At 69.2% G+C, this 20,434-nt stretch carries 20 protein-coding genes; 14 read left to right on the forward strand and 6 right to left on the reverse strand.

Features of this window, described 5'->3' with window-relative positions; translation table 11 throughout:
- Positions 1-98 precede the first annotated feature (98 nt).
- Both C5F75_RS19080 and C5F75_RS19085 read left to right on the forward strand, forming a co-directional pair.
- Positions 99-2,321 (forward strand): amylo-alpha-1,6-glucosidase, encoded by a 2,223-nt coding sequence (locus C5F75_RS19080; RefSeq protein WP_059584565.1) that lies wholly within the window; start codon positions 99-101, stop codon positions 2,319-2,321.
- Positions 2,322-2,417: 96 nt separating this feature from the next.
- Complete coding sequence (locus tag C5F75_RS19085) at positions 2,418-2,669, forward strand: hypothetical protein (protein ID WP_006482135.1); 252 nt, start codon at positions 2,418-2,420, stop codon at positions 2,667-2,669.
- A gap of 484 nt (positions 2,670-3,153) precedes the next feature.
- Here C5F75_RS19085 and penR read toward each other — a convergent pair whose 3' ends face one another.
- Entirely contained in the window at positions 3,154-4,044 is an 891-nt protein-coding gene (gene penR, locus C5F75_RS19090; protein WP_099317717.1) for a beta-lactamase transcriptional regulator PenR, read from the reverse strand.
- A 136-nt stretch (positions 4,045-4,180) separates the two neighbouring features.
- On the opposite strand from penR, the gene blaPEN-B reads away from it, so the two are divergent.
- Positions 4,181-5,119 (forward strand): PEN-B family class A beta-lactamase, encoded by a 939-nt coding sequence (gene blaPEN-B, locus C5F75_RS19095; protein ID WP_104012598.1) that lies wholly within the window; start codon positions 4,181-4,183, stop codon positions 5,117-5,119.
- A gap of 834 nt (positions 5,120-5,953) precedes the next feature.
- Here blaPEN-B and C5F75_RS37260 read toward each other — a convergent pair.
- The 3 genes from C5F75_RS37260 to C5F75_RS19110 are packed head-to-tail and all read right to left on the reverse strand — an operon-like array spanning position 5,954 to position 8,188.
- The gene (locus C5F75_RS37260; protein ID WP_258048570.1) at positions 5,954-6,106 is read right to left on the reverse strand and encodes a hypothetical protein; all 153 of its coding nucleotides are present in this window, start codon (positions 6,104-6,106) and stop codon (positions 5,954-5,956) included.
- A 46-nt stretch (positions 6,107-6,152) separates the two neighbouring features.
- Positions 6,153-7,529 (reverse strand): sensor histidine kinase, encoded by a 1,377-nt coding sequence (locus C5F75_RS19105; protein WP_104012599.1) that lies wholly within the window; start codon positions 7,527-7,529, stop codon positions 6,153-6,155.
- Positions 7,526-8,188: a response regulator gene (locus tag C5F75_RS19110; protein ID WP_059584573.1), complete on the reverse strand. Its 663-nt coding sequence runs from the start codon at positions 8,186-8,188 to the stop codon at positions 7,526-7,528. Before C5F75_RS19110 ends, C5F75_RS19105 begins: the two co-directional genes overlap by 4 nt.
- A gap of 233 nt (positions 8,189-8,421) precedes the next feature.
- Here C5F75_RS19110 and C5F75_RS19115 point away from each other — a divergent pair, with 233 nt between their 5' ends.
- The 7 genes from C5F75_RS19115 (at position 8,422) to C5F75_RS19145 (ending at position 14,932) form a co-directional block, all read left to right on the forward strand.
- Positions 8,422-8,775 (forward strand): NirD/YgiW/YdeI family stress tolerance protein, encoded by a 354-nt coding sequence (locus C5F75_RS19115; RefSeq protein WP_104012600.1) that lies wholly within the window; start codon positions 8,422-8,424, stop codon positions 8,773-8,775.
- A gap of 55 nt (positions 8,776-8,830) precedes the next feature.
- Positions 8,831-9,691 carry a MurR/RpiR family transcriptional regulator gene (locus tag C5F75_RS19120; protein WP_027781175.1) on the forward strand — a complete coding sequence of 287 codons (861 nt, stop codon included), beginning with the start codon at positions 8,831-8,833 and terminating at the stop codon, positions 9,689-9,691.
- Between the two features lie 54 nt (positions 9,692-9,745).
- Positions 9,746-10,171, forward strand: a complete 426-nt coding sequence (locus C5F75_RS19125) for a GNAT family N-acetyltransferase (protein WP_104012601.1) — start codon at positions 9,746-9,748, stop codon at positions 10,169-10,171.
- 202 nt (positions 10,172-10,373) lie between these two features.
- The gene (locus C5F75_RS19130) at positions 10,374-12,041 is read left to right on the forward strand and encodes an ankyrin repeat domain-containing protein (protein WP_104012602.1); all 1,668 of its coding nucleotides are present in this window, start codon (positions 10,374-10,376) and stop codon (positions 12,039-12,041) included.
- 144 nt (positions 12,042-12,185) lie between these two features.
- Positions 12,186-13,046: an isocitrate lyase/PEP mutase family protein gene (locus C5F75_RS19135; RefSeq protein ID WP_059584582.1), complete on the forward strand. Its 861-nt coding sequence runs from the start codon at positions 12,186-12,188 to the stop codon at positions 13,044-13,046.
- A 343-nt stretch (positions 13,047-13,389) separates the two neighbouring features.
- Positions 13,390-13,656 carry a YodC family protein gene (locus C5F75_RS19140; protein ID WP_059584584.1) on the forward strand — a complete coding sequence of 89 codons (267 nt, stop codon included), beginning with the start codon at positions 13,390-13,392 and terminating at the stop codon, positions 13,654-13,656.
- Between the two features lie 115 nt (positions 13,657-13,771).
- Positions 13,772-14,932, forward strand: coding sequence for a cytochrome P450 (locus C5F75_RS19145; protein ID WP_060012008.1), 1,161 nt, complete (start codon positions 13,772-13,774; stop codon positions 14,930-14,932).
- Positions 14,933-14,962: 30 nt separating this feature from the next.
- Here C5F75_RS19145 and C5F75_RS19150 read toward each other — a convergent pair whose 3' ends face one another.
- Both C5F75_RS19150 and C5F75_RS19155 read right to left on the reverse strand, forming a co-directional pair.
- Positions 14,963-15,289 (reverse strand): superinfection immunity protein, encoded by a 327-nt coding sequence (locus tag C5F75_RS19150; RefSeq protein WP_006480800.1) that lies wholly within the window; start codon positions 15,287-15,289, stop codon positions 14,963-14,965.
- Between the two features lie 90 nt (positions 15,290-15,379).
- Positions 15,380-15,799, reverse strand: coding sequence for a rhodanese-like domain-containing protein (locus C5F75_RS19155; RefSeq protein WP_060012006.1), 420 nt, complete (start codon positions 15,797-15,799; stop codon positions 15,380-15,382).
- Positions 15,800-15,912: 113 nt separating this feature from the next.
- On the opposite strand from C5F75_RS19155, the gene ftrA reads away from it, so the two are divergent.
- The 4 genes from ftrA to C5F75_RS19175 all read left to right on the forward strand — a co-directional run bounded on the left by ftrA (position 15,913) and on the right by C5F75_RS19175 (position 20,389).
- A complete protein-coding gene (ftrA, locus tag C5F75_RS19160; protein ID WP_059584588.1) occupies positions 15,913-16,875 on the forward strand; it encodes a transcriptional regulator FtrA in 963 nt (320 codons plus the stop codon).
- Positions 16,876-17,144: 269 nt separating this feature from the next.
- Positions 17,145-18,599: a M20 family metallopeptidase gene (locus C5F75_RS19165; protein WP_059639823.1), complete on the forward strand. Its 1,455-nt coding sequence runs from the start codon at positions 17,145-17,147 to the stop codon at positions 18,597-18,599.
- Between the two features lie 60 nt (positions 18,600-18,659).
- Positions 18,660-19,769 (forward strand): malate/lactate/ureidoglycolate dehydrogenase, encoded by a 1,110-nt coding sequence (locus tag C5F75_RS19170; protein ID WP_060012004.1) that lies wholly within the window; start codon positions 18,660-18,662, stop codon positions 19,767-19,769.
- Positions 19,766-20,389 carry a TfoX/Sxy family protein gene (locus tag C5F75_RS19175; protein ID WP_104012603.1) on the forward strand — a complete coding sequence of 208 codons (624 nt, stop codon included), beginning with the start codon at positions 19,766-19,768 and terminating at the stop codon, positions 20,387-20,389. The genes C5F75_RS19170 and C5F75_RS19175 overlap by 4 nt, the downstream gene beginning before the upstream one ends.
- Positions 20,390-20,434 lie beyond the last annotated feature (45 nt).

Below are 20,434 nucleotides of genomic sequence, written 5' to 3' on the forward strand. Positions count from 1 at the left end.
CGCGGCCGTTTCGTCGCTGCGCACGTTCGCCGTTCTGGCCTATCCTGTGCGAAACACGCGACGCGCGCCGCGCGTTGCGCCTCGACACAGGAGCATCGATGCCGAATCACGCCGAAGCCACGACGACGCAGGCGCCGCAAGTCGCGCCGATTCCCCCGGCCACCGCGTCGGGTCCCGCTTTCATCGCGCCCGAAGCCGATCCGCAGGTCCTCGCGCGCAACAACCAGTACGTGCTGAAATCCGGCGACGCGTTCGTGGTCAGCGACGCGCTCGGCGACATCGCCGGCCATGACGACGGCCTGTTCGTCGACGACATGCGCGTGCTGTCGACGTGGCGCCTGACGTTCGGCGGCCGCGCGCCGTCGCTGCTGTCGGGCGCGACGAGCGCCGACAACGCGTCGTTCACCGCGCACCTGACGAACCGCCCGCTGCCGCCGCTCGGCGGCCACGAGACGCCCGAGGGCGTGATCCATATCGAGCGCATGCGCGTGCTCGCGGGCGACGTGCTGCACGAAGCGCTGACGCTGACGAACTACGGCGCGAGCGAAGCCGAGGTGCCGCTGTCGCTGTCGTTCGCGGCCGATTTCAAGGACATGTTCGAAGTGCGCGGCACGCGGCGGCCCAAGCGCGGCACGGTGGGCGCGCCGCGCGTCGACGCGGGCGCGGTGCGGCTGCGTTACGACGGCCTCGACGGCGTGGAGCGCAACGTGACCGTGCATTTTTCGCCGGCGCCCGACGCGCTGTCGGTCGATCGTGCCGACTACACGCTGACGATCGCCGCGCAGGCGTGCGTGTCGATCTACCTGACCGTCGATGCGACGCTCGGGCCCGCGCAGGGCGAAGGGCCCGGGTGCGGCCGCGTCGCGCTGCGCACGGCGCTCGTCGGCGTGCATCGCGAGATGCGGGCACGGCGCGAGTCGATGGCGCGCGTGAACACCGGCAATCCGCTGTTCGACGCGTGGCTCGATCGTTCGCTCGCGGATCTCGGGCTGCTCACGACGCAGCTCGACACGGGGCCGTACCCGTATGCGGGCATTCCGTGGTTCTCGACGCCGTTCGGCCGCGACGCGATCATCACGTCGCTGCAGATGCTGTGGCTGCAGCCGTCGCTCGCGCGCGGCGTGCTGCGCTTTCTCGCCGAGCATCAGGCGCGCGAGACCTCCGCGTTCCGCGACGCGGAGCCCGGCAAGATCATGCACGAGTTCCGCCGCAGCGAGATGGCCGCAACGGGCGAGGTGCCGTTCGCGCTGTACTACGGCGGCGTCGATACGACACCGCTGTTCATCGTGCTCGCGGGCGCCTATGCCGAGCGCACCGGCGACGATGCGCTGATCGACGAGCTGTGGCCCGCGCTCGAGCGGGCCGTGCAATGGGTGATCGACAAGTGCGACCGCAATCCGTACGGACTGCTCGACTACCAGCGCACGTCGGAGCGCGGCCTCGCGAACCAGGGCTGGAAGGACAGCCACGATTCGGTGTTCCATGCGGACGGCCGTTTCCCGGACGGGCCGATCGCGCTCGTCGAGGTGCAGGCCTACGCGTGCGCGGCGCTCGACGCGATGTCGGCGTGCGCGCACCGGCGCGGCCATGCGGCCGACGCGACGCGCTACGCGTTGCGCGCGAAGACGCTGCGCGACCAGGTCGATGCGCTGTTCTGGATGCCGGAAGGCGATTTCTACGGGATCGCGCTCGACGGGCATGGCGAGCTGTGCCGCGTGTTCGCATCGAACGCGGGCCATCTGCTTGCGTTCGGGCTGCCCGACGCCGAGCGCGGCGCGGCGGTCGCCGGCGTGCTCGGCTCGGCGCTGTTCCAGACGGGCTGGGGCATCCGCACGCTGGCGGCCGGCCAGCCGCGCTTCAACCCGATGGCCTATCACAACGGTTCGGTGTGGCCGCACGACAATGCGCTCATCGCGCGCGGCCTGGCGCGCTACGGCGACAAGACGGCCGCGGTGAACCTGCTGCGTGCGCTGTTCGAGGCGGCGGTGAGCTTCGAGATGCGCCTGCCGGAACTGTTCTGCGGGTTCCCGCGCCGACGCGGCGAACCGCCGACCGCGTATCCGGTGGCCTGCCTGCCGCAGGCGTGGGCGGCCGGCGCGCCGTTCATGATGCTGCAGGCGTGCCTCGGCGTGAGCATCGACGCGTCGCGCCACGAGGTGCGCGTCGAACGCCCGGCATTGCCGGAAGGCGTCGACTGGCTGCGGATCGATGCGCTGCGCGTCGGCGACGAAACCGTGTCGCTGACGTTCCGCCGGGTCGACGGGCAAGTCGTCGCGGCGGCGGAGCGGCCGGGCCGCGTCAAGGTGGTCGCGGTGCTGTAGCGGGGCGCCGCGCGAACGTTGCGCGATGTCGCGCCACGTTCGCGCGCGGCGGCATAGAATCGTGACATGACCCTTGAACAATGGCGGAGGTAGACGATGACGACCGACAACCGGCCCGACGACGGCGAGCACAAGCTCGAGAATCTGGAAGCGGCGGTCGACCACCTGCACAAGTCGATCGAATCGCAGAGCATCGCGGTCGGCGCGGCGAAGGGCATTCTGTTCAGCCTGATCGAAACGCTGGGCGCGTTGATCGGCGATCCCGACCTGCCCGAGCATGCGCGTTCGGGCTACGAAGCGCTGCGCGACAAGGCGAGCGAATTGCGCGGCGGGCTCGACCGCCATTGACGTACGGGTGGCGCAGGCGCTGCCCGATTCTGCGCACGCGGCACAAAACCCCGTGCGCTCAATCAGTTAGGTGCCCGATACGCAGGATATCCACACGCTTGCCAACACAATCTGTGGAGAACTGCCCCGGCCCTCGGCCGGGCGCGCCACGCATGCGCGGCGCGCGGTTCCACAATCATTCCGGTGCCACGCCATTGACCGGTCAAGGTCCATGGATGGAATCCCCTTGTGTATCAAGATGTTACGCGTCCGATCTGGCGGATATCCACAGGCTTGCCAACAAAATCTGTGGACAACTCGCAATCGATTGCGTCGCACGAGTTGAGGATCCGGCCCGAATGCGAGCGGTGCGCGAAGCCCGCGTGCAAAGGCTGCCCGCGCCGTGCGTCGGCGCGCGAATGCTTGCGCGATCAAGGGGTTAGGTACCGCGTACCCAGGATATCCACATCCTTGCCAACACTTTCTGTGGACAAGCGCGGCCGCGTTAGGCGCCCGGCGCCGTACCGGCCGCTTCCGCCACGATCCAGTCGCGAAAGAGCGTCATCGCCGGCGTCAGCGGCTTCGACTTCAGCGACGTGAGCCAGTAGCCGCCCGCGCGCACGTCGATGTCGAACGGCCGCGCGAGCTGGCCGAGCTGCAGTTCGCGCGAGAACATGCACGCGGGCGCGAGCGCGACGCCCGCACCCTGCATCGCGGCCTCGACCATCAGCCGGGACGAATCGAACACCGGCCCGTTGACGGCCCACGGTTCGAGCCGCGCGGCGTCGAACCAGCCGTGCCATTCGTCGGTGCGATACGAGCGCAGCAGCGTTTCGTTCGCGAGATCGGCCGGCCGCGCGACGCGCCCCGCGATGTCCGGCGCGCACAGCGCGGTGAGCGGCGCATCGAGCAGCCGCTCGTTGCGCGTGGCCGGCCAGTTGCCTTCACCGAAGCGGATCGCGAAATCGAGGCCCTCGGCGGCGAGGTCGACGACGTTGTTGTTGGTCCGCAGCCGCAGCTCGACGAACGGGTGCGTGTCGCCGAACTGCTTCAGCCTCGGCATTAGCCAGCCTAGGGCAAAGGTGCCGACGACGCCGAGCGTCAGCACCTCGTGGAAACGCCCGCCGTCGAACTGCTTGAGCACTGTCTCGATGCGGCTGAACGCGTCGCTCAGCACCGGCAGCAGCGCGCGCCCCTCGTCGGTCAGCCCGAGGCCGCGCGGCAGCCGCGTAAACAGCGTGCAGCCGAGCCGCTCCTCGAGCGAGCGCACCTGTTGGCTGACGGCGGCCTGGGTCACGCTCAGCTCGAGGCCGGCGCGCGTGAAGTTCAGGTGGCGCGCCGACGATTCGAACGCGCGCAACGCATTGAGCGGAAGATGAGGGCGAAGCTTCGTCATAAGAATTTCTTTTGTCAGCGCTCAATTATCGTTGCTTGTCAGGCAACCGTAAAGTGCCGATAGTGCTGCCTCGGCGGCCGGCCGTTTTCAACGCGCCAACCACGTTTCGCCGCCATTCCACCACGAGACAACCGACATGACCTACTCATCGAAACGTCGATCCCTGTTGCTGGCCGCCGCGACGGCGCCGCTCGTTCTTACCGTCACCGCATGCGCGTCGCGACAGGCCGCTGCGCCGGACGCCGCCACGGCGGCAGCGGCGGCTGCCGCGGACGCCATTGCGCCTGTTGCTGCTGCGACGACGCTGGCCGATCTCGAACGCGACGCGGGCGGCCGTCTCGGCGTGTGTGCGATCGACACGGCGAGCGGCCGGGTCATCGAGCATCGCGCGGGCGAGCGCTTCCCGTTCTGCAGCACGTTCAAGGCGATGCTGAGCGCGGCGGTGCTCGCGCGGAGCGTCGAGCAACCGGGCTTGCTGCAACAGCGCGTGACGTATACGAAGGCCGATCTCGTCAACTATTCGCCGGTATCGGAGAAGCACGTCGGCGCGGGCATGACGGTCGCCGCGCTGTGCGAGGCCACGATCCAGTACAGCGACAACTCGGCCGCGAACCTGCTGATGAAGCTGATCGGCGGCCCGTCGGCGGTCACGGCCTACGCGCGCTCGATCGGCGACGACACGTTCCGTCTCGATCGATGGGAGACCGAACTGAATACCGCGTTGCCGGGCGACCCGCGCGACACGACGACGCCGGCCGCGATGGCCGCCAGCCTGCGCGTGCTGACGCTCGGCGACGCGTTGCCGGCCGCGCAGCGTGAGCAGCTCGTCACGTGGCTGCGCGGCAACAAGGTCGGCGACAAGCGGATCCGCGCGGGCGTGCCGGCCGGGTGGGCGGTCGGCGACAAGACCGGCACCGGCGACTACGGGACGACGAACGACGCGGGCGTCATCTGGCCGACGTCGCGCGCGCCGATCGTGCTGGCCGTGTACTACACGCAGACGCGAGCCGATGCGCGGGCGAAGGACGACGTGATCGCGTCGGTCGCGCGCATCGTCGCGCGGACGTTCGGCTGAGCAGCGCGGCACGGCAGGGCGCGACAGGCATCGCGCACGCCGCGGGCGCATCGTGCCGCAGTCGTGACCCGCGCGACCAAACGTTGTGCGATCAACGACTTAGCTCGCGCATGCTCAGGATATCCACATGCTTGCCAACAAAAAGTGTGGACAAGCCCCCGAACGGCGGGCGCGCCGCGCGGCGCGCGCCGTCGTGCCGCGTTTGAAGCAGTGCGGACAAAGTCTTTCGGATCAAGCGCTTGGCCGCGGTATGCGCAGGCTATCCACACGCTTGCCAACACAATCTGTGGACAAGCACCGCGGCCGGCACGGCGGGCGGCGCATCACGTACCGCAGCGGCATGCAACCGGCGCTTGGCCGCCCGTGTGCCGTTTTCTAGGCGGCGCGGACAAAGTCTTTCGGATCAAATGCTTGATCGCGGTATGCGCAGGCTATCCACATGCTTGCCAACAAAATTTGTGGGTAAGTGGGCGATGCAGGTTCGGTCCGCATGCGATGGTCATGACATGACGGGGATCGGGCGTCCGTTGTCGCGGCGTCGTGACGCGATGTGCGGCGAAGGGTGCGCGCGACGGCCATCTCGTGCGCCGCGTCTGCATCACGCGTGCCAAAGTCCATCGGATCAAGGGTTTAGCGTCGTGGTGCGCAGGATATCCACAAGCTTGCCAACATTTTCTGTGGAGAAGTCGGCGGTCGCGATTCGGCCGATGTCACGCGCCGCCACACGTCGCACACGCGGACTCGCGCCGTGCAGATATCGGCCACGCCGACCTTCTGGATGAAGCTGCGTCGAGATGAATCCCGGCTGCCGATTCATGAACGCCGCGTCGGCCTTCAGACGACGAGCAAGTCGGCTTCGTCGGCGGCCGCCAGCGTGAAGCGGCCGATGTGAGCGCGTGCTTGCCGCAGTCCGGCGCGTTTGCCGCGCACCGATGACAAACCCTTTCCGATCAACGGCTTGGTGCCGTTAATGGAGGGGTTGTCCACAAGCTTGCCAACATAATCTGTGGACAAGCCGTCCGCCGCCCGCGCATCAGGCCGGCCGCGGGAAGCGCACCGTGACGGTCAGCCCGTGCCCGCCGCGCGAGGTCGCGAGCGCGACGGTCGCGCGATGCTGTTCGGCGATCCGCTTGACGATCGACAACCCGAGCCCGCTGCCCGACGACGTGACTGCCTGCGCGCCTTCGCCGCGATAGAAGCGCTCCCACACGTCGGTGCGTTCTGCCTCCGGAATGCCGGGGCCGTCGTCGGCCACCTCGAGCACGGGCGTCGCGCCGTCGATGCGCGCGGACACGTCGACGCGCGCGCCTTCGCCTGCATAGCGGATCGCGTTGTCGACGAGATTGTTCAGCAGCACGCGCAGCGTGTCGGCATTGCCCGCGGCCATCACCGGTGCGTCGACGATCGCGCCGAGATCGATGCGGTGCGCGTCGGCGACGCGCGCGCGGTCCGACACCACCGAGCGGCACAGCGCGGCGAGATCGACCGGCGCCGACGCGGCGACGGCCGCCTGCGCATCGGGTTCGAGGCGCGCGAGCGTCAGCAACTGTTCGGCGAGGTGGCCGAGGCGCGTCGTGCCCGCGTGGATCTGCGCCAGGATGCGCTCGCGCTCCTCCGCGGTCGCCGCGCGCCGCAGCAGTTCGGACTGGATCGACAGCCCCATGATCGGCGTGCGCAGCTCGTGCGCGGCATCGGCGATGAAGTGCCGCTGCAGCGTGAACGAGCGGTCGAGGCGCGCGAGCAGGTCGTTGATCGCCTCGGCGAGCGGACGGACCTCGTTCGGCATCGATGCGACGTCGACCGGCTCGAGGTTGTTCGCATTCCTGCGTTTCAGGCCTGCCGCGATCGCCCGCAGCGGCTGCAGCCCCGCGCCGATGCCGAACCACAGGCCCAGCGCGAGCAGCGGGAGCATCGAGAACACCGGCCACAGAAGATGAACGGCGATGCCCGCGATCGCTTCCCAGCGCGCATGCCGCGCCTGCGCGAGCCGGATCGTCGTGCCGCCGCGCTCCGTCACATAGGTGCGCCACGGTTGGCCGCCGACGTCGACGCTCGCGATGCCCTGCTGCGCGGGTGGCGGCAGCTTCGAGTCGCGGTCGGTCGAATACACGAGCGTACCGTTGCGCCACACCTGCAGCAGCACCGCATCGGGGTCGCTCGCCTCGAAGCCGTGCTTGCCTCTGGCGCGGTTGCTGAACGACAGCTCGCCGTTCGGGCCGACGACAATCTGTTTCGACATGCTGCGCATCTGGTCGTCGAGCAGGTCGTCGAGTTCGCGCAGCGCGCCCCAGTAGGTGCCGGCGCTCGCGACCAGGCCGATCACGCAGGCCGCCGGCATCAGCCACGTCAGCAGGCGCCGCCGCAGCGACGCGTTGCGCCAGCGCGCGATAGCGCGTTGCACGCGCGTCACGTGCCGTCACCGATCCGGTAGCCGACGCCGCGCACCGTGCGGATCACGTCGTGGCCGAGTTTCTTGCGCAGGTTGTGGATATGCACCTGCACCGCGTTGCTCTCGATTTCCTCGCCCCAGCTATACAGCCGTTCCTCGAACTGTTCGCGCGAAATCACCGCGCCCGGTTCGCGCATCAGCTCGTGCAGCAGCACGAATTCCTTCGGCGACAGCGGCACTTCGTCGTCGTCGAGCCAGACGAGGTGCTTGACGGGATCGAGCCGCAGCGGGCCGATCGCGAGCGTCGTCTGCGCACGGCCCGCATGGCGGCGGTTGACCGCGCGGATGCGGGCGAGCAATTCGTCGAGCTCGAACGGCTTGACGAGATAGTCGTCCGCGCCGCTGTCGAGGCCCGCGATGCGGTCCGGCACGCCGTCGCGCGCGGTGATGATGATCGCGGGCAGGTTTTCGTCGCGGCGGCGCAGCGCGGCGAGCACCGACAGGCCGTCGCGGTTCGGCAACCCGAGATCGAGCAGCAGCAGCCCGTAGCCGGTCGTGCGCAGCGCGAGCGACGCGGCGTCGCCGTCCTTCACCCAGTCGACCGCGAAGCCTTCCTGTTTGAGGCCCTGTTCGAGCCCGCTGCCGATCAGCGGATCGTCCTCGACGAGCAGTACGCGCATGGATTCGTGTCTCTTCAACGGGGGCGCCGCGGCGCCCGGGGTTCCCATGATAAGCGTGCGCATCTTAGGTCTGGCTTAAATGCGCGCGGTGCGCGGCCCCGTTTCGTACTCGTCCGATGCGGCGCCGTGTCACTTCGGCATGCCCTTCAGGTTTGCTTAATCTTACGGTCCGTAATCTGGCGCCGTCGCGTTCAACGAAGCGCGGCGCCACATCGAAGAAGAGGAACGAGATCATGAAACACCTGGCCAGAATCCTGATGATTGCACTCGCCACGCTGCCTGCCGCCGCCCATGCGCAATACACGGGGCCGTCCGCGCTGACCACGACGACGGTGAAGGAGCTGCTCGCGAATGGCAAGGACGACCAGCACGTGCAGTTGCAGGGGCGCATCGTCAAGCACGTCGGCGGCGAGGATTACGAATTCGCCGACGCGACCGGCACGATCCGCGTCGAGATCGACCACAAGCTGTGGGCAGCGGGCCAGCCCGTCAGCGACAAGAACGAAGTGAAGGTGACCGGCGAATTCGAGCGCAAATGGTCGGGCAGCGTGAAGGTCGACGCCGATCACGTCGAAGTGCTGCGCTGACCGGTGGGCACGGGGCCGGTGATACCATGGACGACCGGTTTCCGTTCCCACCAAGATGGCCGCCAATTTCGACGAACTCGCGTCCCGGATCCGGGCGCAATTTTCCGAGCTGAGCCCGCAATTCCAGGCGGGCGCCGCCTTCCTGCTCGATCATCCCGACGAAGTCGCCACGTCGTCGATGCGCAAGGTCGCGCAGCGCGCGCAGGTGCAGCCCGCGTCGCTCGTGCGGCTCGCGCAGCAATTCGGCTTTCCCGGCTGGAACGAGCTGCGCGACCTGTGCGTCGCGCGCGTGCGCACGCGGCCCGAGCCGCTCACGCAGCGCGCGCGCTCGCTCGTGCGGCCCGACGCGAAGGCGTCGCTCGCGCACGATCTGCTCGCCGCGCAGCAGCACAACCTGTCGGCGACCGCCGCGCAGAACGAGCACGCGCTCGCGGATGCGGCGAGGCTGATCCGCAAGGCATCGCACGTGCACGTGGCGGGGTTTCGCTCGTGCTATCCGGTCGCGTTCGGTTTCGTCTACGGCTACCGGCTGTTCCGTCCGACCGTGTCGCTGCTCAACGGCGTCGCCGGTTCGCTTGAAATGGAGTTGCGGACGATCGCGAAGCAGAGCGTGACCGTGATCGTCAGCTTCGCGCCGTATTCGGCCGAGGCGACGCGCGTCGCGCAGGCCGCGAAGGCGCAGGGCAGCCGGATCGTCGCGATCACCGACAGCGCGGTGTCGCCGATCGCGCTGCACGCGGACGCGCAACTGATCTTCACGCACGACAGCCCGTCGTTCTTTCCGTCGCTGGTGGCCGCGCACGCGATGGCCGAGGCGCTGGTCGCGCAGTTGCTGGCGCTCGAAGGCAGCGATGCGATCGCCGCGCTCGAGCGGACCGAGGCGGAACTGCACGCGAAGGGCGCGTACGTCGTTTGACGGGCGCGGGATGTGCGGTTTCAGCGAACCTTCATTGATGACCCGACGTAATCGATGACGTTGACCTATGCAGTGACCGACGCGGGCGACGCGGACGTGCGCAAGCAGATCGTCGCGCCGCTCATTCGCTTCAACGAAAGCCAGGCCGGCCCGGTCGACTTCCGGCCGCTGGCCGTGATCGCGACCGACGCGGCCGGCGCGGTGGTCGGCGGCCTGTGGGGCGGCACGGCGTTCGGCTGGCTGCATGTCGACCTGCTCGTGGTGCCCGAGGCCGCGCGCGGGCAGGGCGCCGGCACGCGCATCATGGATCTGGCCGAACAGGAGGCCGTCGCGCGCGGCTGTCACAGCGCATGGCTCGACACGTTCGACTTCCAGGCGCGGCCGTTCTACGAGAAGCGCGGCTATGTCCGCTTCGGCGAACTGCCCGATTATCCGGCTGGGCACACGCGCATCTTCCTGACGAAGAAACTCGCGGGCTGAACGGCGTCGCTGTTGCGCGCATGCGCGATGCCGTGCGATTGACGATGCCGACGGCCATCGCCTACGATACCGGGCAGCGATGCAGGTCGCTTCCGGGTCCGCGGAAAGGGTTCAACCCACCTGTCGCGGCAAACCCGGTCTTTCCCCATCCTTCGTGCTGGCGGTATTGCGGACCTTCGGCCATCCATGCACAAGGATCCGCATGAAAAAGCTGCCTCCCGACGCCCATCCCGATCATCTGAAAAAGCAGGCCAAGGCGTTGTTGCGCCTGTACCGGCAGGGCGACGCCGATGCCGTCGCACGCTTCGTCGCATTCCTGCCCGCCGCCGCGAACCGCACGCATGACGAAACGCTCGCGCTCGGGCTTCGTCTGCACGACGCGCAGTCGTGCATCGCGCGCGAGTACGGTTTTGCTTCTTGGGCCGATCTCGGCGCGTTCGTCGACACGCATGCGCTCGCGCGGCAAGCGCGGTCGCTGCTGATGCGGCGCTGGCTCGACCACGCGTACGGCGCGGACGTGACCGGCGGCGTCGACGCGGCCCGGCCGCGCGTGGCCGCGCAATTGCTGCTCGACCATCCCGATCTCGTGTCGGCGGACCCGGCGATCGCATGCGCGGCCGGCGATCTCGCCGCGGTGAAGGCGGCGCTGGCCGCCGATCCCGGCTGGATCGCGCGCGCCGGCGGTGTGCTGAAGCTGCCGCCGCTCGTCGCCGTCACGCATTCGCGGCTCGGGCAGCTTCCCGAATTCGCGGCCAGGTTGCGTGCGTGCGCGCGCCATCTGCTCGACGCGGGCGTCGATCCGAACCAGCGGATCGGCAACCGGTATCCGCCGGCCTCGCTCGCCGAGCCCGACGAGTCGGCGCCGCTGTCGGCGCTGTATGGCGCCGCCGGCGTCAATCGCGATCCCGCGCTCACCGCGATGCTGCTGGAAGCCGGCGCCGATCCGAACGACGGCGAATCGCTGTATCACTCGGTGGAGAACCCGGCATGCACGCGCCTGCTGCTCGAGCACGGCGCCCGGGTGGGCGGGACCAATGCGTTGCGGCGCGCGCTCGACATGCCGGACGCGGCCGCGCTCGAGTTGCTGCTCGCGCATGGCGGCGACCCGAACGAGCCGGCCGGCGAAGGGCCGACGAAGACGTGGGGCGCGCCGTTGCTGCGCGCGATCGCCGTGCGTTGCCCGGCGCGCCACGTCGCCGCGCTGCTGGCGGCCGGCGCCGATCCCGGCGCGCGGACCGCCGCGGGCGTCAGCGCGTATCGGCTCGCGATGCAGACCGGGTTGTCCGAGGTCGCGGCGCTGTTGCGCGCGGCCGGCGCGCAGGAGGCGCTCGATGCGCAAGACGCGTTCATGGCGGCCTGCGCGCGCGCCGATGCCGACGACGCACGGCGTATTCAGGCGAAGCATCCCGAATTGCCCGGCGCGCTGTCCGACGACCGGCTGCGGCTGCTGCCCGACGCCGCCGCATGGGGTTCGCGCGACGCGGTGAAGGCGATGGTCGAACTCGGTTGGCCGATCGCCGCGCGAGGCGGCGACTGGGACGCGAGCGCGCTGAATCACGCGGTGTTCCGCGGCGATGCCGAACTGCTGGCGTTCCTGCTCGCGCACGGCGCAAGCTGGCGCGAGATGCACGGATTCGGCAGCGACGCGCTCGGTACGCTGTCCTGGGCGTCCGTCAACGAACCGGAGGGCGTCGGCGATCCCGACTGGGAAGCGTGCGCGCGCGTGCTGATCGCGCACGGCGTGCCGCAAGCGGTACGCGATCCGTCGAATCCGGAGGGCGTGCTGATCGACGGTCGCGCGATGCGGTTCTCCGAGGCCGTCACCGACGTGTTGCTCGGCATCGGCGGCGGACCGCCCGCATCGACGTGAACCGACGTGGGCGGCCCGGCGTAGTGGCGGGCCGCTTCGACGCCAGCGTCTTTCCTGTTGCGCGACGACATTTCGGCGAAAGCTGAAACGTCGCGTGCACGACCGGCGTAAGCTCATCCGTCAACACCTTCCCGGGAGTTCGCGATGACCCGTTCCGACCTGCAAGCCCGCCACGCCGAAGCTTTCCGTGCGCTGCACACGCGCCCCGGCGCGTTCATCATCCCGAACCCGTGGGATGCCGGCACCGCGCGCCTGCTCGCGATGGCCGGCTTCGAGGCGCTCGCCACGACGAGCGCCGGCTACGCGTTTTCGAAAGGGCGCCCCGACAACGCGATCGAGCGCGACGCGATGCTCGCTCATATCGCCGAGCTCGTCGCCGCGGGCGGCTTGCCGGTGAGCGCCGATCTGGAGAACGGCTTCGGCGACGCGCCCGACACGGTGGCCGAAACGATCCGGCTGGCGGCCGAGGCGGGCGCGGTCGGCGGCTCGATCGAGGACGCGACCGGCCGCGCCGATACGCCGATTTATGCGCGCGACGCGTCGGTCGAGCGCATCGCGGCGGCCGTCGACGCGGCGCGCGCGCTGCCGTTTCCGTTCACGCTGACCGCCCGCTGCGAAAATTACCTGCACGGCCGCCGCGACCTCGACGACACGATCGCACGGCTCGTCGCCTATCGCGACGCCGGCGCGGACGTGCTCTATGCGCCCGGCATCACGGATCCCGACGAAATCGCGGCCGTGACGCGGGCGGTCGGCGCGCCCGTCAATGTCGTCATGGGTCTGCAGGGCGGGTTGCTGAGCCTCGACGCGCTGGCGGCGCTCGGCGTGAAGCGTGTCAGCGTCGGCGGCGCGCTGGCGCGGGCCGCGTTCGGTGCGTTCCTGCGCGCGGCGACGGAGATGCGGCGCGACGGCACGTTCACCTTCAGCCGGGCAGCCGTGCCGGGGCGCGATATCAACCGCTGGTTTGCGGCGCCGGATAATTCGCCGATTTTGTTCGATGAATGAGCCCCAATAAAATCCGGAATCGCTTCCACTTAAGCATTGGTTGACGATAATCAATCGGTTTCGCGTCCGCATTAATCGCCGACGCTGACGCGAAAATCGTCGTTTATTCTCCGCATTCCGCTCCGATCGGCTGCCGCCGGCGCGCAAACCGCGCCGGATATGAGGCTTGGCGGGCCTTCATACGCGACGATACCGCGCATTGTTGCAGGTTCCAGTTCAGAACGTTTCAGTGCGTGGGAGTTGCGGGATGATTTTTTGATTGATAATCTGCGGCACGTTCCAATGATCGGCGAGTGCCTGCCGGAATATCAATATATTGAATATATAAAAAGCTGAGAGAGCGATGACGATCCGAGAAAATCACCGCGTCGGATTTCGCGTGGGCGATGTCGTGACGCTGAAAACGGGCGGGCCGCGCATGACCGTCACGTATGCCGGGCCGGTCGTGTTCGACGACGGCGACTGGCTGATCTGCCAGTGGTTCGACGAAAGCGGCGAGTTCCGGCAGGAAATGTTCCATCACGACACGGTGGTGCCCGAGCCGCGCGCAATTTCGGCCGGACGGGTCCGGCTGCGCATGCAGTCGCTCCGCTCGCGGTCGGCGGCCTGACGCCGGCCGGCCGCCGCGATGCCGCGACGTGTCACGCGTGGCGCGCGGCGCCCGTGCGACGACATTTCACGCCATCCCGAAACATGCGGCGGCGCGCGGCGCCGATACTGAGCGCATGAACCCGACCGATCCTGTTGCCGCGGTCACGCACCGCGATCCCTATCCCTATTACGCAGCGCTCGTCGACGGGCCGCCGCTCGCGTTCGACGCGACGCTCGGCCTGTGGGTCGCGAGCCGCGCGGCCGCCGTGACGGCCGTGCTCGGCCATCCGGCCTGCCGCGTGCGGCCGCTGGACGCGCCGGTGCCGCCCGCGTTGCGCGGCACGACGGCCGGCGCGCTGTTCGGCGAACTGGTGCGCATGAACGACGGCCCGTCGCGACACGACGTACCGAAGCAGGCGTTGCGCGCGGCGTTCGCGCCGATCGATACGGATGCGCTGCGCGATCGCGCCGACGTGCTTGCCGCGCGGCGGTTGCCGGCGCCCGGCGATGTCGATGCGCTGAACGCGTGGTGCATGACGGTGCCCGTGTGCGCGGTTGCCGATCTGCTCGGCTTCGACGAAACGCAGCTCGACGACATTGCTGCTCGGGTCGTCGAGTTCGTCGCCGCGCTGTCGCCGCTGTCGGATGCCGCGGCGCTGGCGCGCGCGAGCGACGCGGCGCGGCACCTGCTCGACCGGATGACGGAACGCGTCGCGCGGTCGCATGCGCACGACCGCACGCTGGTCGCCGCGGTACAGCAGGCGGCCCGTGCGTCGGGCTGGCACGCGAGCGGCGCGCTCGTCGCGAATCTCGTCGGGTTGCTGTCGCAGACGTGCGAGGCGACGGCCGCATGGCTCGGCAATGCACTCGTGGCATGGAACGGCGAAGCGGGCACGGTGCCGGATGCCGCCGCGCTCGACGCATTCGTCGCCGAAGTCGGGCGTTTCGATGCGCCGGTGCAGAACACGCGCCGCTTCGTCGCGGCGCGCACGACGATCGAAGGCGTGCGCGTCGAAGCCGGCGATGCCATCCTCGTCGTGCTTGCCGCGGCGAACCGCGATCCGGCCGTGCATCGCGATCCGCACCGGCTGATGCCGGGCCGCGTGTCGGGTCCGAATTTTGGTTTCGGCACGGGGCCGCATGGGTGTCCGGGCGAGCGGATCGCACGGGCGGTGACGGCGGGGGCGTTCGCGGCGCGGCTGCGCGCGGGCGGCTGGCCGCCGCGCGACGCGCTGAAGTGGGATTACCGCGCGTCGACCAACGTCAGGATGCCGAAGTTCGACGCGATACGGTGAAGCGGGGAAGAGCGGCTTGACGGCAGGGGCTTAACGGCAGCCTTGCTTTTCCGCCCATTGCTCCTGCGCGGCGACGCGGCGCTGCACGCGTTCGACGAGGCCGGTCGAGAAGGTCCGCATGCTGACGCCGCGGCGCTTCGCGAGGATCGTCTGCGCGACGTCGGTGCGCGGGTTCGGCTGGCATGCCCAGTACAGCGTCATCAGCCAGCCGATGCCCGTCCATGCGAACAGTGCGTTGAACATCGCGATCGTCAGCTTGTCGTGCCGGCCGCGCCGGTCGGCAATGACGGCCGGCAGGAAATAGAGCGCGATCGCCGCGACTGAACCGGCCACTTGAATCAGGACTGCATCATGCATGGTGCTGCTCCGTCCGAACTGCAATGAGGCTGATTGTCGCGCTTTTTCCGTTCGTGTGCAGGCAATTGATTGTTGCGCTTTTAGTGACGATCAGGCGGCTTCGGCGTCCGCCGGCTGGACGTCGTTGCTCAGCGTGAAACCTTCGTCGAGCCAGCCCGTCACGCCGCCGATCATCAGCTTGACCGGGCGGCCCAGGCGCGCGAGCCGGACCGCCGCGCGCGCGGCGCCGTTGCAGTGCGGCCCCGCGCAGTAGACGACGAACAGCGTGTCGGCCGGGTAACCGGCGAGCTTGCCTTCGATGATCTTGCGGTGCGGCAGGTTGCGCGCGCCGGGCACGTGGCCGGCGGCGAACAGATCGGGGCCGCGCACGTCGAGCAGCACGAAATCGGGCGTGCCGGACGCGAGGGCATCGTGTACGTCCCAGCAGTCGGTCTCGAAGCGCAGCGATGCCTCGAAATGCGCGAGGGCGGCCGGGCTGTCGGCGGCCGGGATGTCGGTGACGTGGGACATGGTCGGGCTCTCCTTGTTGAGCGGCACGGAACGCGCCGCAATGAAGGGCAGTATCGCGGTTCGGCCGGTTTCGCGGCAGTGGCGCGATCGACAAGTTCCGGTAACATCGCGCCATGCACAATCATCTCGTCGTCGCGCTCGCCTACGATCGCCTCTGCACGTTCGAATTCGGCTGCGTGGTCGAACTGTTCGCGCTCGAGCGCCCGGAACTCGGCGTCGACTGGTATCGCTTCGCGGTGTGCGCGAGCGAGCCGGGGCCCGTGCGCGCGGCAGGCGGCATTACCGTTGCCGCGCCCTACCGGCTCGCGATGCTCGATCGCGCGGACACCATCGTGATTCCCGGCTGGCGCGATCCGGACGAACGCCCGCCCGAGCCGTTGCTGAAGAAGCTGCGGGCCGCGCACCGGCGCGGCGCGCGGCTCTGCTCGATCTGTTCGGGCGTGTTCGTGCTGGCGGCGGCCGGCGTGCTCGACGGCCTGACCGTGACGACTCACTGGCGGTATGCGGAACGTCTGCAGGCGCGTTATCCGGCGCTGCGCGTGAATCCGGATGCGCTGTACGTCGACGAAGGGCGGATCGTCACGTCGGCCGGCTCGGCGGCGGGGCTGGACATGCTGCTGCATCTCGTGCGCCGCGATCATGGCGGCGCGATCGCGAACCGCGTCGCGCAGCGCCTCGTGCTGCCGCCGCATCGCGACGGCGGGCAGGCGCAGTTCGTGCCGCGTCCGGTCGCACCGGGCGGCACCGACCGGCTCGCGAAGCTGATCGACTGGATGCGCGCGCATGCGGCCGAGCCGCACACGCTCGCATCGCTCGCCGCGCAGGCCGCGATGAGCACGCGCACGCTGCAGCGGCAGTTCGCGGATGCGACGGGGATGTCGCCGCTCGCGTGGCTGATCCGCGAACGCGTGAACGTCGCGAAGGACATGCTCGAAGCGCAGCCCGCGTTGTCGCTCGCGCAGATCGCGGCGCGCGCGGGGTTCGGTTCCGAGGAATCGCTGCGCCGGCATTTCCGGCGCGTCGCGGCGACGAGCCCGGCCGCGTACCGGCGCGGGATGGATCGCGGCGGCACGTAGCGCGCGCCGGGCAGGGCCGCGCGTGCGCGACGATGAAAAGCGCGACTCATGTGGCGGCGGCCGCTCATTCCGAACAACGATGCCGTCCCGCACGCGAAGAAGGATGCGGGTGAACCGACGCGGCGCCTGTGGCGCGACGCGCTCGCCTGCGCGGCCGGGCTGCGCGACGCGTTGCCGAACGCGGTCCGAACAGCCGGGAAGGGGGCGCCGGCGGGGGAGCATCGGCGTATGATCTGGGTTTTCGTCAGCCCGATCCAGGCACCCCCACCATGACATCCGTCGACACTACCCGCGTCCTCGACCATGACAAGCTCGTGACCTTCATCGAGCGCAAGTGGAACGATGAAATCCTCCACGCGCTGACCGACTACATCGCGATTCCCGCGAAGAGCCCCGCATTCGACCCCGACTGGGCGAAGCGGGGCTATCTCGAGCGCGTCGTCACCGACGCCGCGCAGTGGGCCGAACGGCAGCCGGTGAAGGGCCTGAAGCTCGAAATCGTCCGTCTGCCGGGCCGCACGCCGGTGATCTTCTTCGAGTCGCCGGCCACGCGCTCGGGCAGCACCGATACGATCCTGCTGTACGGCCACCTCGACAAGCAGCCCGAATTCGACGGCTGGCGCGCGGACCTCGGCCCGTGGACGCCGAAGTTCGAGAACGGCAAGCTGTACGGCCGCGGCGGCGCGGACGACGGCTACGCGATCTACGCGAGCCTCGCGGCGCTCGGCGCGCTCGACGAGCAGGGCATCGAGCGGCCGCGCTGCGTGGGCCTGATCGAGACCTGCGAAGAGTCGGGCAGCTACGACCTGCTGCCGTACGTCGACGCGTTGCGCGACCGGCTCGGCCAGGTATCGCTCGTCGTGTGCCTCGATTCGGGCGCCGGCAACTACGACCAGATGTGGCTCACCACGTCGCTGCGCGGCCTCGTGTCCGGCGACCTGCAGGTCGAGGTACTCGAAGAAGGCATTCATTCGGGCGTCTATGGCGGCATCGCGCCGTCGAGCTTCCGTGTGATGCGCCAGTTGTTCGAACGCCTCGAGGACGCGAAGAACGGCAACCTGCTGCCGGGCGCGTTCCATTGCGAGATTCCGGCCAGCCGCGTGCGCGAAGCCGAGGCCGCCGCCGCGATTCTCGGCGACACGGTGTGGAAGGGGCTGCCGTGGGCGTGCGGCCAGGACGGCAAGCCCGTGCTGCCGACCACGACCGATCCGCGCGAGGCGCTGCTGAATTCGACGTGGCGTCCGTCGCTGTCGGTCACCGGCGCGGCCGGCATGCCGGCGCTCGCCGATGCGGGCAACGTGCTGCGTCCGCGCACCGCGTTCAAGCTGTCGCTGCGGCTGCCGCCGCTCGTCGACGCCGCGCAGGCCGTACAGCAACTGAAGGCGTTGCTCGAACTCGATCCGCCGTACAACGCGAAGGTCACGTTCAAGCCGGACGCGGGCGCCGCGACCGGCTGGAGCGCGCCGGATCTCGCGCCGTGGCTCGCGTCGTCGCTCGACGCCGCGTCGCGCCGCCACTTCGGCGCCGACTGCGCGTACATGGGCCTCGGCGGCACGATTCCGCTGATGAACGTGCTGCAGGAAGGCTTCCCCGCGGCGCAGTTCATGGTGTGCGGCGTGCTCGGGCCGAAGTCGAACGCGCACGGTCCGAATGAGTTCCTGCACGTGCCGTACGCGAAGAAGCTGACGGCGGCGGTGGCCGACGTGATCGCGACCGCACGCTGATCGTCGCAGCGTTCGACGTATCGATTGCCCGAGCCGAACCGACTGGATGGAGTGTTGCCGATGACCGCACTGCCGACGCCCGATACCGAACCGCTGCGCATGCGCGCCGAACCGCTGCATGCATTCGTCGCGGCACTTTGGGAACGGGCCGGCAGCCACCCGCGCGAGGCGACGCTCGTCGCCGATCATCTGGTGGGCGCGAATCTCGCCGGACACGATTCGCACGGGATCGGGATGATCCCGAATTACGTCGCGTCGTGGCGGGAAGGGCAGTTGCAACTGAACGGGCACGCGTCGATCGTCCGCGACGGCGGCGCGGTGCTGACGATCGACGGCGGGCGCGGCTTCGGCCAGGTGATCGCGTTCGAGGCGATGGTCGAAGGGATCGAGCGCGCGCGACGCATGGGCATCTGCGCGATCGGGCTGCGCGACGTTCACCACCTGGGCCGCATCGGGCATTGGGCCGAACAGTGCGCGCGCGCGGGGCTCGTGTCGTTCCATTTCGTCAACGTGCCGGGCGACCTGCTGGTCGCGCCGCTGCACGGCACCGATCCGCGTTTCGGCACGAACCCGTTCTGCGCCGCGTATCCGCGAGCGGGCAAGCCGCCGCTGCTGCTCGATTTCGCGACGAGCGCGATCGCGTACGGCAAGACGCGCGTCGCCTACAACCAGGGCAAGCGCGTGCCGGCCGGGTCGCTGATCGACCATCGCGGCCAGCCGACCGACGATCCGGCCGTGATGCACGAGCAGCCGTTCGGCGCGCTGCTGCCGTTCGGGCTGCACAAGGGCTATGCGCTCGCGGCGATGTGCGAGATCTTCGGCGGTGCGCTGGTGGGCGGGCATACGACGTACGGCGATACGCTGCAGAAGACGAGTGCGATCGTCAACGGGATGCTGTCGGTGCTGATCGATCCGAACGCGTTCGACGCGGCCGATGCCGAACGCGAAGCCGATGCATTCGTTGCATGGGCGAAGGCGTCGCCGCAGGCCGGCGATACGCCGGTGCGGATGCCTGGAGAACCTGAAGAAGCGAGCCGCGCCGCGCGCGGCACGGCCGGCATTCCGGTCGACCGCGCGACGTGGCGGCAGATTCGCGAGAGCGCGGCGGCCGTGGGTGTCGACGCGGCGGAGTTCGATGCGTGGACGCGGCGCTGCGAGGTGTCCGCATGAGCTGGCAGGCGGAGAAGGCGCACGGTGAGGAAATCGCGTATCGGCTTGCGCCGCTCGGCACGGTCACCGTTGCACGGTTCTTCAGCGGTGCGGCGTTGCGGCTCGACGGCGTGATGTTCGGCTTCCTGTCGCGCGGGTCGCTGTTCCTGCGTGTGGACGACGTGAACCGGCCGGCGTTCGTCGCGGCGGGGATGGGGCCGTTCTCGTATGCGCGGCCCACGCGCACCGTCGCACTCGAGGGCTATTACGAAACGCCGGCCGACGTGCTCGAGGATGCGGGCGCGCTGTTCGACTGGTGCCGCGGCGCGTATCGCGCGGCGCTGCTGGCCGGGCCGCCGAAGCGCAAGGCGAGGGCGGCGTCGAAGACGGTAGCCGGGGCGGGGCCGAAGGCCGCGCCGAAAGCTGCTGCGAAGGCTGCGTCGAAACCGGCAACGAAACCGGCAACGAAACCGGCAACGAAACCGGCAACGAAACCGGCAACGAAACCCGCGTCGGCACAGAAAACGAAGCCGGCGGCGAAATCCGCATCGAAACCGGTGTCGGCGCAGAAAGCGAAACCGGCATCGAAATCATCGCCCGCGCCGGCACCGAAACCTGCGGCGAAGCGCAAGCAGGCGTAGTACCGGTTACGAGAAGCGACGGCGTCGCGATTTTCGCGTTCCTGA

The sequence above is a fragment of the Burkholderia anthinoferrum genome, assembly GCF_002925705.1.
In the GTDB taxonomy this organism is placed as follows: domain Bacteria; phylum Pseudomonadota; class Gammaproteobacteria; order Burkholderiales; family Burkholderiaceae; genus Burkholderia; species Burkholderia semiarida.

Bases quoted from the DNA above. Each gene is read 5' to 3' on its own strand.
- C5F75_RS19080 (WP_059584565.1), top strand. From the start codon at position 99: ATGCCGAATCACGCCGAAGCCACGACGACGCAGGCGCCGCAAGTCGCG.
- C5F75_RS19085 (WP_006482135.1), top strand. From the start codon at position 2,418: ATGACGACCGACAACCGGCCCGACGACGGCGAGCACAAGCTCGAGAAT.
- penR (WP_099317717.1), bottom strand. From the start codon at position 4,044: ATGACGAAGCTTCGCCCTCATCTTCCGCTCAATGCGTTGCGCGCGTTC.
- blaPEN-B (WP_104012598.1), top strand. From the start codon at position 4,181: ATGACCTACTCATCGAAACGTCGATCCCTGTTGCTGGCCGCCGCGACG.
- C5F75_RS19110 (WP_059584573.1), bottom strand. From the start codon at position 8,188: ATGCGCGTACTGCTCGTCGAGGACGATCCGCTGATCGGCAGCGGGCTC.
- C5F75_RS19115 (WP_104012600.1), top strand. From the start codon at position 8,422: ATGAAACACCTGGCCAGAATCCTGATGATTGCACTCGCCACGCTGCCT.
- C5F75_RS19120 (WP_027781175.1), top strand. From the start codon at position 8,831: ATGGCCGCCAATTTCGACGAACTCGCGTCCCGGATCCGGGCGCAATTT.
- C5F75_RS19125 (WP_104012601.1), top strand. From the start codon at position 9,746: ATGACGTTGACCTATGCAGTGACCGACGCGGGCGACGCGGACGTGCGC.
- C5F75_RS19130 (WP_104012602.1), top strand. From the start codon at position 10,374: ATGAAAAAGCTGCCTCCCGACGCCCATCCCGATCATCTGAAAAAGCAG.
- C5F75_RS19135 (WP_059584582.1), top strand. From the start codon at position 12,186: ATGACCCGTTCCGACCTGCAAGCCCGCCACGCCGAAGCTTTCCGTGCG.
- C5F75_RS19140 (WP_059584584.1), top strand. From the start codon at position 13,390: ATGACGATCCGAGAAAATCACCGCGTCGGATTTCGCGTGGGCGATGTC.
- C5F75_RS19145 (WP_060012008.1), top strand. From the start codon at position 13,772: ATGAACCCGACCGATCCTGTTGCCGCGGTCACGCACCGCGATCCCTAT.
- C5F75_RS19150 (WP_006480800.1), bottom strand. From the start codon at position 15,289: ATGCATGATGCAGTCCTGATTCAAGTGGCCGGTTCAGTCGCGGCGATC.
- C5F75_RS19155 (WP_060012006.1), bottom strand. From the start codon at position 15,799: ATGTCCCACGTCACCGACATCCCGGCCGCCGACAGCCCGGCCGCCCTC.
- ftrA (WP_059584588.1), top strand. From the start codon at position 15,913: ATGCACAATCATCTCGTCGTCGCGCTCGCCTACGATCGCCTCTGCACG.
- C5F75_RS19165 (WP_059639823.1), top strand. From the start codon at position 17,145: ATGACATCCGTCGACACTACCCGCGTCCTCGACCATGACAAGCTCGTG.
- C5F75_RS19170 (WP_060012004.1), top strand. From the start codon at position 18,660: ATGACCGCACTGCCGACGCCCGATACCGAACCGCTGCGCATGCGCGCC.
- C5F75_RS19175 (WP_104012603.1), top strand. From the start codon at position 19,766: ATGAGCTGGCAGGCGGAGAAGGCGCACGGTGAGGAAATCGCGTATCGG.